This window comes from Chryseobacterium gallinarum, assembly GCF_001021975.1.
Lineage (GTDB): Bacteria > Bacteroidota > Bacteroidia > Flavobacteriales > Weeksellaceae > Chryseobacterium > Chryseobacterium gallinarum.
This window is the reverse complement of the sequence record NZ_CP009928.1, coordinates 3,914,485-3,928,499: the sequence shown is the minus strand read 5'-3', so window position 1 is coordinate 3,928,499 and position 14,015 is coordinate 3,914,485. Positions and strand designations below refer to the sequence as shown.

Here is a 14,015-nt window from a genome sequence, read left to right as displayed (position 1 = left end):
GGATCACCTTTTATTTTCAGGAATAACAGCTGCAAATAATACAAAATCGTACCTTTAAAGCTTAAAAATAAAAACTATTCATAATATATGTTTTCAGCACAAACTTATCAAGACAGAAGAGCAGTATTGCAAAGCAATATCGCTAATGGAATTTTATTGTTTTTAGGAAATATAGAGAACCCGGTAAACTTTGAACACAATCCTTATTATTTTCGTCAGGACAGTACTTATTTGTATTATTTCGGAATTCAGGAACCCAGGATTGCAGCTATCATTGATATTGATGAAAATAAGACCATTATTTTCGGAGACGAATTAAGTATAGATGATATCGTCTGGATGGGCGGGCAGGAAACCCTGAAAGAAAAAAGCCTGAAATCAGGAGTACAGGAAACTCTACCCTACGCGGAACTTTCTCAGTATATTCTGAAAGCGCAGGCTTCAGGAAGGAAAGTGCATTACCTGCCGCCTTATCAGTCTTTCAATAAAATTGTACTGGCTGATTTATTAAGTGTCAGAATAGCAGAACTGCAGCCGTCTGTGGAACTGATCAGGGCTGTTGTAAAACAACGCTCTATTAAGGAATCTCAGGAAATAGAACAGATAGAACAGGCAATCAATATATCCAATGAAATGCATCTTTTAGTGATGCGCATGGGCAGGCCGGGAGTTAAAGAATATGAAATAGCCAATGCCATACAATATCTGGCAGCCAATAAGGAATGTCAGATGGCCTACCCTCCCATTGTTACAATAAATGGCGGTATTCTTCATAACCACTACCGTCTTAACACGCTCAGAGAAGGAGATCTTTTCCTGAATGACTCAGGGGCTGAAACAGCAATGGGGTATGCCAGTGATTTAACCAGAACATTTCCTGTAAGTCCGGCTTTTACTACCCGGCAAAAAGAACTGTACGAAGTGGTACTGAATGCTTTTAACAATGCTCAACGTCTGCTGAAACCGGGAATCAGGTTCAAAGATATCCACCTGAAAGCTGCCCAGCATCTTGTGGAAGGACTTGTCGATCTGGGATTGATGAAAGGAAATCCCGAAGATGCCGTTAACAACCATGCCCATACGTTGTTCTTTCAATGTGGATTGGGACATATGATGGGGCTCGATGTGCATGATATGGAGGATCTTGGGGAACAATATATTGGCTATACTGAAGAAGAACCGAAAGATACCCAAACATTTGGTCTTAAATCCTTACGCCTGGGTAAAGCTTTGGAATCCGGATTTGTATTAACTGTTGAACCCGGTATCTACATGATCCCGGAGCTGATCGATATCTGGCAGTCTGAAAATAAGAATGCAGACTTTATTAATTATGATAAAGTAAATGAGTACCGGAACTTCGGGGGAATACGTATAGAAGACAATTTTCTGGTTACTGATGACGGCTACAGACTTCTTGGGAACGGCCTGATTAAAACCATCGAAGAGATTGAAAATTACAGAGCCGAACATTTGTCTTAACTCACAATTCTTCGGAAGAAAATAATTAGAGTCTCACAATCATGTGGGACTTTTTGGTTTAAATAAAGAAGATAACGGAGATTCTATTTTTATAAAATTTTCAGCTTTCTTCGTATCTTTGCCCCATGGAAAATCAGGAAGAAATAGAGAAACAAATACTAGAGATTGTCAGAGCTCAACATGAAAAAGACGGAGGCAATAACGGGGTTACTTTCGGTGCTTTTGATCATATCCTGAATATGTCAATTGAAGAAAGAAACAAGGTTCTAGAACGAATGGCAAAGGAAAAGAAAATCTTTATTTTTAACAGCCTGAATATGAGGCGAATTACACTACCAAAATAAAATCCCCGGAATGCTCCGGGGATAATGGTGTCAAAAACTATATTTTTAAAAGTGATTCATAATGATATTTTTTAAAATGCAATGAATATGCCAAATTAATCACTATCAAATGATTTTTTTATTCATCGTTCATTATTTCTCTTTTCATAGGATTATCGTTAATTTTGAACCGGAAATACTAAAACTATTGATTTGAAACTACCACTCTCCTATTATTCTGATCAGGATGTTCTTTTTCTGGCTCAGGATCTCCTGGGAAAAGTTCTTTTTACCAACCTTAACGGTCAGATAACTGCCGGAATTATTGTAGAAACAGAAGCTTACTTCGGAATAAAGGATAAAGCCTCCCATGCCTATGGTGGCAGACGTACCAATAGAACTGAACCTTTATACAGCCATGGTGGCATTTCTTATGTCTATTTATGCTATGGAATACATCATCTCTTTAATGTGGTTACTTCAGTGGAAGGCGATCCTCATGCAGTTCTGGTAAGAGCCATAGAACCTTTAATCGGTAAAGAAATTATGGAATCCAGACGGAAAATGCCTGCTTCGAGGGCAGCTATCTCTTCAGGCCCGGGATCTGCAGCCAAAGCTTTGGGAATTGATCAATCTTTCAACAGAAAAGATCTGGGCGGAAATGAAATCTGGATTGAAGATCATGGGATTCAATATCCTCCGGATGCTATTGTAGCCTCAACCCGCATAGGGGTTGCGTATGCACAGGAAGATGCACTTTTGCCATGGCGTTTTTTTGTTAAAAATAACAAGTACGTCAGCAAACCTAATACAGTAGGTTAAAAGTTATCATTCCCTTTTCCATGCTGTCTGGTTTGCTCGTCGTTACATAAATCGTTGGTCTCAAAGAATAAATCTTCCAAATGAAATCTTTTATCTCTAATAGCTCTTATTCAGCAATATCTGCTTGCAGGAGCCAATCATTTTCAAATATTGAAGTCTAAAATTACTCACATCTCCACTGAATGAATATAAAGATTATACCTCTTATTGCTGTTTCAGATTTTTGCTTAAAAATTCTTCCAGTTCTTTATCATGGAGGTTTTTTGCGATAATGATGCCATTACTATCTATAATAAGATTAAAAGGGAGCTCCTCAATTCCATATGCTTTTGCTACAGGACTTTTCCAAAACTTCAGATCACTGATCTGTATCCAGCTGATTGCAAAACGGTCTATAGCCTTTTGCCAGCTTTCTTTGCTTTTATCTAAAGATACTCCTACAATTTCAAACGAATTATTTTTTACCTGGTCAGAAAACTGAGCATACAGTTTTTTAAGCTCAGGCTGCTCATTCACACATGGAGCACACCAGGTCGCCCAGAAATCGATGAGTACAAGTTTTCCTTTTAATGAAGAAAGCACAAATGAACTCCCGTCTGCCCGGGGCATCGTAATTTCCGGTGCTTTCTGGCCTATTTCCGTATTGTTCTGTGCGGACATAAGCCCTGAAATAAGAACTAAAAATACTATTGCAATCCGAATCATCTTCATACTAATCATTTGTAGGGTAATCTTTATCCAGCCAGTCTGCTTTGATACTTTTAGGGAGATTAAGCAATTTAGCATTTCTGAATCCCATTTCCATTAATAATCCAAATGCAGGACGAATATTAGGACACTTTACAAAAGGGCAACATCCGCAATAAATCACAACTTCTTTATCTTTGGGTATGCTTTTAAGATAATTTCTCAGTTTTTCCAGATTTTCAGGCTCGTGAGTGGGGCCAATGTCTACTGAGCCTTTGATAATAGCTTCAGGACCTACTGAAATAATCACCAGATCTTTAGTCTTGTTCTTAACAATTCTGGAAGCCAGTAAGGCAGGATCCATCAGCTGGTTTTCTCTCCAGGGATTCTGTTTTTGCTGTGCCTGACTAAATAGTGAGCAGACAAAGCAAACAATGATAAACAAATACTTCATACTTCTATTTTTCACAAAGATAAAAAGTTGAAACCTGAAAACAGAATATCAAAAACGGATATTTTTGTTTTTCAAAGACTATTTCAACAATTCAACTAATATTTCTTTGGAGTAACGTGGATCACATTGGCTGCTCCCGGTTCTATGACCAGCCGGGTTCCTGCTCCTCTTTCCTGCTCACGGCCCTGAATGGCAGAACCTGTAGCTAAAGTCACTTTTCCCTGAAAAGCCGGATGAACAGGGACAACCGAAATTTCGATCTCTTCCTCTTCCATCACTATGATAATCGACTCCGCTTCAATTAAGTGTTTTGTCCCGTCTTTTTTTACCGCAAATATCTGATAAGGTATTATTTCATTCATTTCTTATTGATTTCTACAAAGATAGAAAGAGTCTTTATAAAAAAGCTCAATACAGCTGATGTATTGAGCATAACTATGAGGTAATCCGGTAATCTATATCAACTAAATATACTTAAATTCTTAGCGATATCTTTTCCTGCATACGGAGGGAAAACATCAAGCTCCAGGTCAGGGTTTCCTACCAGCATTGCTTTGGTATTGCTTAAAGCATCAAATCCAGCTTTCCCATAATATTTGCCCATTCCTGAGTAGCCTACGCCACCAAAAGGCAGGCTGTCTATCCAGCAATGCAAATTCGTCTGATTAACACATCCTCCTCCGAAAGAAACCGAATGAAGAAAATAGTCTATATTTTGTTGATTTTTACTGAAGATATATGCTGCTAATGATTTGGGTTTACGCTTGATAATATTGGTAATCTCTTTTAAATCAGAATAAACCAGTACAGGTAATACAGGTCCGAAAATTTCCTGCTGCAATGCAGGATCTTCCCACGTGCTGGGAAAAAGGACAGTAGGTTCCACGTATCTGTTGTCCACATCATAACGTCCGCCGATTACTACTTTTTCAGAAACAATATAGGAGGCAACTCGCTCTGTATCACGCTCACTGATCATTCGGGCAAGATCCGGACTTTGCTGAGGATCTTCTCCGTACATTTTACGAATAGAGGCCTTCAGTTTTTCAATAAATTCATCAGCAATACTTTCATGTACATAAACATATCCGGGAGCAATACACCATTGCCCGGAAATAGCATTATGTCCCCAGGCAATCCTGTCCACGGCAATATCAATATTTGCAGTTTCATCAACTACAGTAGGATTCTGGCCGCCCAGTTCCAGAATAACCGGAGTAAGATTTTCAGCAGCAGCACGCATAACCACTTTTCCCACATCAGAACTTCCGGTAAAGAAAATAAAGTCAAAAGGTAACTGGAGCAGTTCCGTAATTTCATTTCTTCCGCCGGTAACTGTTGCTACTGCATCGGGCTCGAAATACTTCGGGATAAGCTCCTGAAACAATTGAGCTACTTTTGGTGTTGTATTGGCGGGCTTTAAAATTACCGTATTGCCAGCAGCAAGTGCTGCAATAGCCGGATCCAGCAAAAGTAATACAGGAGCATTGAAGGGTCCTATTACCAAAGTTACCCCATAAGGCTCCTTATAGATCATTCCGCTATTCCCGGTATCTTCAAGTCCTTTTGGAATTTCAACCGGCTGGGGAGCCATAAGCTCCCGGAGATTTTCTTTATAGTATTTTATTACTCCTAATGGAACTGTAATTTCAAATAACTGCTCAAAAGGAGGTTTGCCAAAATCCTCCGCAAGAGCCCTGCAAAAAGATTCCTGGTTTTCTGTGAGAAATTTCTCCATCCGGTTCAGCTGTTCCATACGCCACTCATAGGTTTTTGTATCGTCTGTAAAGAAAAACTCTCTTTGGGTATCGAAAATGTTCTGGTATTTATTCATGATTTTGTATTTTGGTGTATAGCAAAGTTATAGAAACAAGGGAGTTATGTATGGTGTACTTTTCGGAAGTTTATAAAAAGTGATAACCGGAACAGGCTAAATTTAATGCTGGTATTGCCGTGAGAAGATTGTTATACCGCAAACACTTTTAAACCTTGTTATTAATTTTAATTATAGTCTAAAATTGCTAATTTTATACTAAATAACCCCAGAATAAAATATCAATACCATGGAAGATCAATTCCAACCGGATGCCATTATCATAGGAACCGGGCTCGCAGGGCTTACTGCTGCTATGGAAATAACCAATGCAGGAAAAAAAGTTTTGCTGCTCGATCAGGAAACGGAAGAAAATATCGGAGGACAGGCATTCTGGTCTTTTGGAGGACTTTTTTTGATCAATTCGCCGCAACAGAGAAGAATGGGTATCAAAGATTCCTATGATCTGGCTTTACAGGATTGGAAAGGTACGGCAGGATTTGACCGTAAAGAAGATTACTGGCCCCGTAAATGGGCTGAAGCTTATCTGAAGTTTGCTGCCGGTGAAAAATACCAGTATATTTCAAAATTGGGAATTAAACTCATGTTTATGGTAGGATGGGCGGAACGGGGGGACGGTTCTGCCTATGGTCATGGAAATTCGGTGCCCAGGTTTCATGTGAGCTGGGGTACAGGAACCGGAGTAGTAAAACCTTTTGTGGAAAAAGCATATCAGGCTAAAGAAAAGGGACTCCTACAGATGAAATTCAGGCATAGAGTTACCGGACTGAATATAGAGCATGGGAAAATAAAAGGAGTAAAAGGGGATATTCTTGAAGCTGATTTAAAAAAAAGAGGAGAACCCACCAGCAGAAATGTCGTTTCACATTTTGAATATACGGCTCCTCATGTTATCATTGCCTCAGGAGGAATTGGAGCCAATCATGAACTGGTCCGGAAAAACTGGCCCGAAAGGCTGGGAAAAGCACCGGAAAATATGCTGTGCGGCGTTCCGGCGTATGTAGACGGAAAAATGATTGGCATTGCGGAAAATTCCGGTGCTCACATTATCAATCCTGACAGGATGTGGCATTATACGGAAGGTTTACAAAATTGGGACCCTATCTGGCCCAGCCATGGAATCCGGATATTGCCAGGGCCTTCTTCCCTATGGTTTGACGCTAAAGGGAACCGCTTGCCAGCACCGTTTCTACCGGGATTTGATACTTTAGGAACTCTGAAATATATACAGGAAACAGGATTTTCTTACTCCTGGTTTATCCTGACTCAAAAAATCATTAAAAAAGAGTTTGCCCTTTCAGGATCCGAGCAGAATCCTGATATCACCAATAGGGATTACACCCTTTTCATGAAAAGGATTTTTGGTAAAAAAGCCCCGGAACCCGTAGAAGCTTTTAAAGAACACGGGAAAGACTTTGTCATATCGGATAACCTTAAAGATCTGGTAGAAAAAATGACCCTTTTATCCGGGAACCGGCTGCTGGATTATGAAAAGATAAAAGCTCAGATTGAAGCCAGAGACCGGGAATTAGATAACACATTCTCAAAAGATACCCAAGTGAATTACATCCGCAATACCCGGAATTATTGGGGAGATAAACTGGGCCGCGTTGCTCCTCTACATAAAATATTGTCTCCTGAAAACGGACCTTTGATCGCCGTACGTCTCAATATATTAACACGTAAAACCCTGGGAGGGATAAAAACCAATCTGAATGCGCAGGTCTTAAGAGAAGATGAAAGTGTCATCGAAGGATTGTATGCTGCAGGAGAAGCGGCTGGTTTTGGAGGTGGCGGAATGCATGGCTACAGGGCATTGGAAGGAACTTTCCTCGGAGGTTGTATTTTTTCGGGAATGGTGGCAGGAAAATATATCGCAGGATTATAAAATTTATCAGAATGAACACCTATTTTAACAATAAAACGATATGGATCACAGGAGCCTCATCGGGCATCGGAGAAGCTTTAGTGAGAGAGCTGGCACTGAAAAGCAACGCAAAAATTATCCTTTCATCAAGAAATGCAGATCAATTATATCATGTTGCTGAAAAATCAGGGTTAAAAACTGATCGGTATGCAATAATCCCTTTAAACCTGATGAACTACAAAGAAATGCCCGGTATTGCAGCCCTGGCCATTGAAAAATTCGGAAAGATTGACCTCCTTATCAATAATGCAGGGCTGTCCCAGCGCTCGTTAGCCATAGAGACCGATATAGAAGTTGATAAGCGTTTGATGGATGTAGATTTTATCGGCACAGTGGCACTTACCAAAGCTATCCTCCCCTATATGATTCAAAATGGAGGCGGTCAGATTGCTGTAGTTTCCAGTCTTATGGGAATATTTGGCGCCCCTATGCGAAGCGGTTACGCCGCTGCTAAACATGCTCTGCACGGGTTCTTTGATGCCCTGCGTGCAGAGCTTTACAATGATAAAATCAGAGTGACCATTATTTGTCCCGGCTTTATACAAACTGATATTTCTATTCATGCTGTTACTGGCAACGGTTCACAGCAGGGAACAATGGATGATGCCACAAAAAAAGGAATGCCTGTGGATATTTTTGCAGGGAAGATGCTGAAAGCAATTGAGCAACAAAAGAATCAGAAAGCCATTGGTGGTAAAGAAGTAATAGGGGTTTATCTGAAAAGATTCTTTCCTGCTTTGCTGACAAAGGTTGTCCGAAAAGCAAAAGTAGTTTAGCAATATATTCTGTTCTATACCTGTACTCTAAAAGTTCTTTATCACTCCTATCCCTACAGCTTTATTCTGATAGAATGGCATTATCATTGCAGAAGATTGGTTTTTATTTTTCTTTCCGGTCAGCAGGTTGTTGATCCTTGGAAAGAGCCAGTAGGCCAGTTCTGTAGACAGGATCCCAAAACCGGTGCCGGCAACTACATCCCCGAGCCAGTGTTTGTCATTCAGCATCCGGTATACTCCTGTAAAGATCGCAAAAGGATAACCGGAAAGGCTTAGCCATATATTGGTATCCTTATATTCCCTGAACATGAACTGGGCATTTGAAAACGCTGTAGCAGCATGACCGGAAGGAAAAGACATCGTATTGGAACGGTCAGGCCTCTCCTCCTTAACCATATACTTCAGAGGAAGTGTAAAAGCCGCTGCTATTAACTGTGAAGAAGCATAAATGATAGTCCGGTCCCTTAAATTATGTTTCCCCTTTACTCCTGCAAGATTGAGCCCATACACAATTAGTCCCGGAGCATACTGGGTATAGTCATCAAATTTGACGCGGGTCGGCTGATGTTCATCAATTTCAATTTTTGTATCTCTATTAAGTTCCTTCAATCCTCTTACAGATAACCCTGCTACTCCATATCCGATAAAAGCCGCCGGAATAATCAGACTTTTATAATTCAGGGTGCTCTTTTGAATAGTGGTAGCCATGATACTGTCCTGTTTCGGATTTTTAACTGCAACCGTATCATTTCCCTTTGCACTGATCTTACTGAAAGCTGATATCAAAATAATTAAATAAATCAGCATTTTTTGACTGTGTTTTTTCATCTTTGACTGTATTATTGAACTTCAGTGATAAGTATAAAACCCTGGAAGATTAGCCGTAGTAAAGGGCAAAGCAAACCACAAAAGTTCTTCCGGTGGATGTGTTTTTCAGAAACAACGATCCGGGCGGCAGAACCGGTAAAAGTGCCCATTGCCCGAAGGACTCCTGAAAATAAGAGAAAAATATTAGTTATCATGTTCTAAATAAAGTTACACATCCTTAGATTTTTCAATTCAAAGGTGTAATCTGATTTAGAAGAAATTTTGAATTTCCAGATTTCCGGTGCTTTTTTAAGATAATTTTAACCTTATTGAAAATACATGGTTATTGTTCTCAAACATATAACCGGCAGTCCAATGATGGAACCTGCAAATCTCCTGGATAATAGATAATCCAAGACCACTCCCGTTATTATCTGCCGATAATTTGGAAAATCTTTTAAATAATAATCCGGTATTGAGTTTCTCTGTTCCTGAATTAGAAACTTCAAAGACAGAATCTGTCAGCTGTATAGAAATTGTTCCTCCCGGAGAAGTATGCCGGATTGCATTAATGATCAGGTTACTGATCATTATTTCAGTTAAAATACTGTTACCGCTGACCCGGATATCAGATGCAATCTGTTTCTGTATAATAATATTTTTCTGTTCAAAATGTTCCTGAAGAATTTCTATGCTTTGGCAAAGCAGATTATCAAATGAAATAATTTCCGAATTGTCAAACTGATTATTGTCTATTTTAGCCAGCAATAAAAGGTTTTTATTAATCCGGGAACTTCTTGTGAGGGCTTTATTCATATCTTCAGCGATCCTGTATTGCCTTTCGGTAAGATCCTGGTCCTGCATCAGGATATCCAGCTTATTCTTGATAATGGCAAGCGGGGTCTGAAGTTCATGGGAAGCATTTTCTGTAAATTCTTTTTGGGTTTTATAAACAGAAATATTACGTTCTATCAATTTATAAAGAGATTCGTTAAGCTCTTCAAATTCAGCAGTGTCTGAAGCCGGAAATGAGATTGTTTTCTGGCTGTTGAGATTAAATGTTTTCAGACGGTCCAGGGTTTCCCGGAATGGTTTCCAGACTGATGATGACAGCCTCCTGTTCAAATATAGTAAGCCTACAACAATGATGATAAAGAAAAGAATGGTGATCATGGCAATAATGCCCATAGTCTCATGAGATTCTTCAATATTGGTCTGTATGGTAAAAAGATAAGGTTTATCCTGAATATAAACAACTTTCTTAAGGCACCGGTAACGTTCCTTTTTCTTATCAGAGATAAAAGGAAGTTGCTTTTCACTCGTATAGACACTGTCTTTCCTGATCCGGTCCGCAGAAATTTTTTCAATATTGGTTTCAGGCTGGATATGATTCCAAAGTTTCAGGCTCGTTTCCAGCTGGTCATCGGATAAATGTAATTGTTTGAATTCATATGCCGTTTTTTCTACTATAAGCTGATTATGCTCATCCAGCTCGCTTTTCCAGATCATATCTATCACCCAATAATACACCGGAATACTGATCATCAGAACAATAAGAACATAAATAAGGAAAGGCTTGGTTGTTTTGCTTAATAGAGGTTTCAAAATAAATAGGAATTATGAGTGTAATCCGGAAGGATGTAAAGTTATCTAGAGATTTATCTATGTTTCCCATTTATAGCCGGTTCCATACATTGTTTTAAGATAATGCCCACAGCCGGCATCATATAGTTTTTTCTTCAGATTTTTCACATGGGCATATACGAAATCATGATTATCCAGCATATCGGCAAAATCACCGGATAAATGTTCTGCTAAAGTACTTTTAGAGATTACTTTATTTTTGTTTCCAATAAAATAGATCAAAAGGTCAAACTCTTTTTTGGTAAGGCAAATGTTTTCCTCATGAACAGACACTTTCTTAGCCAGCAGATCAATCTGTAATTCATTTTGCTTAATGGTATTGGAGCTGCTGAACTGTTTTCTGCGGATGATAGAATATATTCTTGCCATCAGTTCAGAAAGATGAAAAGGTTTGGTAAGGTAATCATCCGCACCAAGTTTCAGTCCGTTAATTTTATCATCCAAAGCATTTTTGGCAGAAATAATGATCACACCGTCCTGCTTATGTTGTTTTTTTATTTCTTCCAGAATTTTAAGGCCGTTTCCATCAGGAAGCATGATGTCCAACAGAATGCAGTCATAATGAAACATTTCTATTTTATTCATTGCTTCACTGAAGGTACTGGCCGCTTCACAGAGATAACTCTCTTCAGAAAGATATTCTGAGATACTTCTGGCAAGCTGTGTTTCATCTTCAACAATTAAAATTTTCATCCTTGTAAATTAGCTTTAAATTTTGAAGAAATTTTGAAGAAAGATTTTCATGATACGTTATTCCCTTGATGGAACCTGAGCTTTTTCATAGATCAGGCCTTCAGCTTTTAATTCCTTCCAAAAATCAAAAGGAATAGGCGTTTCAAAAGCTTTCATATTATGCTGTACCTGTTCAGGAGTGCTGGCTCCCGGAATAATGGAAACAAATTCATCGGCTGCAAGCACAAAATGGATAGCCGCACTGATGAGATCAATATTATATTTCTCTGCTATAGCAGCAATTCGTGATCGCTTTTCAGCCATTCCTTTCGGAATTACGTCCTTATAATTATAACGTTCCCTTCCTGCTATGTATCCTGAATTGTATCCTGCTCCTGAAACTAATTTCACACCTGCTTTTTTAACCGCAGGAAGAAGTCTGTCGACCGCATCTTCATGTTCCAATATCGAATACTGGGTGGCAGAAAGGCAAATGTCCGGATCTGCAGATTCAATACAATCCAGAATCGGTTCAATTTTGTTTACTCCCATTCCCCAGGCTTTAATAATTCCCTGGTCACGAAGCTCAGAAAGCACTTTAAAAGCCCCTTCCCTGGCTTGCTTCAGAAAATACGGATAGCGGTCTCCTACCTGATCTTCAGACAAATCATGAATATAAACAATATCAATATAATCCAACCCGGATCTCTGCAGACTGTCTGCAATTGATTTCTTGATAGCATCAGCCGTATAATCATGTTTGAAATCGTAATTCAAAGGGTTTTTCCACATCGTCGGAGGAACTTCCGATTCGGGAACTTCATGAAAAAGTCTTCCTACTTTTGTTGAAAATATAAAATCCTTCCTGTTTTTGCTCTTCAGAAAATCTCCGAACCTTCTTTCACTTTTCGTGAGCCCGTACCAGGGGGAAGTATCATAGTATCTGATTCCCGAATTCCATGCGGCATCCAGTATTTTGCGGGCCTGTTCATCGGTTACATCTTCAAAAGCTGTACCTATTGCTACGCCCCCTATTCCCAGTCTGTGGCTTTCTGTTAAAATCTGTGGTTTCATATGTATATTTTTGATGTTGGTCATAGATAACCTGCAAACATCGTGCAGATATCGGTAAAACAGAATCGGCCGGAAGTCTTTACGCTATGGCTTGTCCGGATAAATACAGATATTTTTATATTCCCTTATGTTATGTTAAATATTTGTATTATACCTTATTTGGTCCTGTTCTTGAATGAATATAAGACACCATTTCAATCAAATTATTATGAAAAAGCATATTCTGGTCGTAGGAGGAGGATTTGCCGGCATTAACCTTATCAAATCTCTCAAAAATGACAAAAGGTTTAAAATAACGCTGGTAGATCAAAATAACTATCACTTTTTTCCACCACTTATCTATCAGGTGGCTACTTCTTTTATTGAAGCTTCCAATATCAGCTATCCTTTCCGTAAATTATTTTCTGAGAGTAAGAATGTAAATTATCATATGGGTAAACTTGTTCAGGTATATCCTGACAAAAAGACCATAGAAACAGATACCGGAACATTAAGCTATGACTATCTTGTTTTAGCCATGGGCACAGAATCCAATTTTTTTGGAATGGAAAACGTTCAGAAATGTGCCTTACCTATGAAAACTATAGAAGAAGCGCTTTATCTGAGAAACCATATCCTGTTAACATTTGAAGAAGCTTCCCGGAATAAAGATATGGAAAAAGCAGAGCGGCTTCAGAATATTGTCATTGCAGGTGGCGGTCCTACTGGTGTGGAGCTTGCGGGAATGCTTGCTGAAATGGGAAAATATATTGCACAGAAGGAATATCCTGAAATTAAATTAGGACTTTCCCATCTCTACCTTATTGATGCCTTGCCTTCCCTGCTTTCCCCGATGAGCGATCTTGCCAAGAAAACCGCTTATCAGACCCTGGAAGAACTTGGGGTAAAAATTCTTTTAAACGTTTCAGTAAAAGACTATGTAGACGGTAAAGTCATTTTAAGTGACGGGCGGTCTATTGAAACAGAAACACTGATCTGGACTTCAGGGGTGATTGGCAGGGAAGTTCATGGTGTGCCGGAAACAAGTATAGGAAAAGGAAGACGTTTACTGGTGGATGCTTACAATAAGGTCGAAGAAACCACAAATATCTATGCAGTAGGAGACCTTTGCCTGATGCTTTCTGAAGAAAAATATCCGAAAGGACACCCTCAGCTTGCGCAGGTTGCCATTCAGCAAGGAAAAAATCTAGCTGCCAATTTTAAACGGATAGAAGACGGAAAAGTCCTGGAACCTTTCCGGTATAATGATAAAGGCAGCATGGCTATAATCTCAAAATATAATGCAGTAGTAGACCTTCCCAAATATTCATTTAAAGGGTTTATTGCATGGCTTACCTGGCTTTTTATCCATATCATTCCCCTTGTTGGTTTTGGAAGTAAAATCCGGCTCGCTTTAGACTGGCTACGATTATTTATTACCAATAATCCTTCCATAAGGCTTATTCTTTTTCCTAAAAGGAATACCGGAAACTGATCAGAAGAATATTTCAGATAATAACAATAATAACAGAAC

Annotated in this window: 14 protein-coding genes; 6 read left to right on the top strand and 8 right to left on the bottom strand. The window is 39.1% G+C overall.

Going from position 1 to position 14,015, the window contains the following annotated elements; genetic code table 11:
* Positions 1–87: 87 nt before the first annotated feature.
* From OK18_RS17405 to OK18_RS17395, 3 genes are all read left to right on the top strand, one after another.
* Positions 88–1,482 (top strand): aminopeptidase P family protein, encoded by a 1,395-nt coding sequence (locus OK18_RS17405; protein WP_053328837.1) that lies wholly within the window; start codon positions 88–90, stop codon positions 1,480–1,482.
* A gap of 125 nt (positions 1,483–1,607) precedes the next feature.
* Positions 1,608–1,826 carry a hypothetical protein gene (locus tag OK18_RS17400; protein ID WP_050021030.1) on the top strand — a complete coding sequence of 73 codons (219 nt, stop codon included), beginning with the start codon at positions 1,608–1,610 and terminating at the stop codon, positions 1,824–1,826.
* Positions 1,827–2,018: 192 nt separating this feature from the next.
* The gene (locus OK18_RS17395) at positions 2,019–2,627 is read left to right on the top strand and encodes a DNA-3-methyladenine glycosylase (RefSeq protein WP_053328836.1); all 609 of its coding nucleotides are present in this window, start codon (positions 2,019–2,021) and stop codon (positions 2,625–2,627) included.
* Between the two features lie 204 nt (positions 2,628–2,831).
* Here the strand turns inward: OK18_RS17395 and OK18_RS17390 are convergent, their stop codons facing one another.
* The 4 genes from OK18_RS17390 to OK18_RS17375 form a co-directional block, all read right to left on the bottom strand.
* On the bottom strand, positions 2,832–3,338 hold the full coding sequence (locus OK18_RS17390) for a TlpA family protein disulfide reductase (RefSeq protein WP_156173321.1): 507 nt from the start codon (positions 3,336–3,338) through the stop codon (positions 2,832–2,834).
* Position 3,339: 1 nt separating this feature from the next.
* Positions 3,340–3,768 (bottom strand): hypothetical protein, encoded by a 429-nt coding sequence (locus OK18_RS17385; RefSeq protein WP_053328834.1) that lies wholly within the window; start codon positions 3,766–3,768, stop codon positions 3,340–3,342.
* 95 nt (positions 3,769–3,863) lie between these two features.
* Positions 3,864–4,130, bottom strand: a complete 267-nt coding sequence (locus OK18_RS17380; RefSeq protein WP_053328833.1) for a hypothetical protein — start codon at positions 4,128–4,130, stop codon at positions 3,864–3,866.
* A 98-nt stretch (positions 4,131–4,228) separates the two neighbouring features.
* Entirely contained in the window at positions 4,229–5,602 is a 1,374-nt protein-coding gene (locus OK18_RS17375) for an aldehyde dehydrogenase family protein (RefSeq protein ID WP_053328832.1), read from the bottom strand.
* Between the two features lie 229 nt (positions 5,603–5,831).
* On the opposite strand from OK18_RS17375, the gene OK18_RS17370 reads away from it, so the two are divergent.
* Both OK18_RS17370 and OK18_RS17365 read left to right on the top strand, forming a co-directional pair.
* Positions 5,832–7,490, top strand: a complete 1,659-nt coding sequence (locus tag OK18_RS17370; RefSeq protein WP_053328831.1) for an FAD-binding dehydrogenase — start codon at positions 5,832–5,834, stop codon at positions 7,488–7,490.
* 11 nt (positions 7,491–7,501) lie between these two features.
* Positions 7,502–8,305: an SDR family oxidoreductase gene (locus OK18_RS17365; RefSeq protein ID WP_053328830.1), complete on the top strand. Its 804-nt coding sequence runs from the start codon at positions 7,502–7,504 to the stop codon at positions 8,303–8,305.
* Between the two features lie 27 nt (positions 8,306–8,332).
* On the opposite strand, the gene OK18_RS17360 is transcribed toward OK18_RS17365, so the two are convergent.
* From OK18_RS17360 to OK18_RS17345, 4 genes are all read right to left on the bottom strand, one after another.
* Positions 8,333–9,133, bottom strand: a complete 801-nt coding sequence (locus OK18_RS17360; protein ID WP_053328829.1) for a phosphatase PAP2 family protein — start codon at positions 9,131–9,133, stop codon at positions 8,333–8,335.
* Positions 9,134–9,421: 288 nt separating this feature from the next.
* Positions 9,422–10,717 (bottom strand): sensor histidine kinase, encoded by a 1,296-nt coding sequence (locus OK18_RS17355; protein ID WP_053328828.1) that lies wholly within the window; start codon positions 10,715–10,717, stop codon positions 9,422–9,424.
* Positions 10,718–10,774: 57 nt separating this feature from the next.
* Positions 10,775–11,449: a response regulator transcription factor gene (locus OK18_RS17350; protein ID WP_053328827.1), complete on the bottom strand. Its 675-nt coding sequence runs from the start codon at positions 11,447–11,449 to the stop codon at positions 10,775–10,777.
* Positions 11,450–11,506: 57 nt separating this feature from the next.
* Complete coding sequence (locus OK18_RS17345) at positions 11,507–12,502, bottom strand: aldo/keto reductase (protein ID WP_082129275.1); 996 nt, start codon at positions 12,500–12,502, stop codon at positions 11,507–11,509.
* Positions 12,503–12,710: 208 nt separating this feature from the next.
* Between OK18_RS17345 and OK18_RS17340 the strand changes: the two genes are divergently transcribed.
* Complete coding sequence (locus OK18_RS17340) at positions 12,711–13,976, top strand: NAD(P)/FAD-dependent oxidoreductase (RefSeq protein WP_053329416.1); 1,266 nt, start codon at positions 12,711–12,713, stop codon at positions 13,974–13,976.
* Positions 13,977–14,015: the final 39 nt, after the last annotated feature.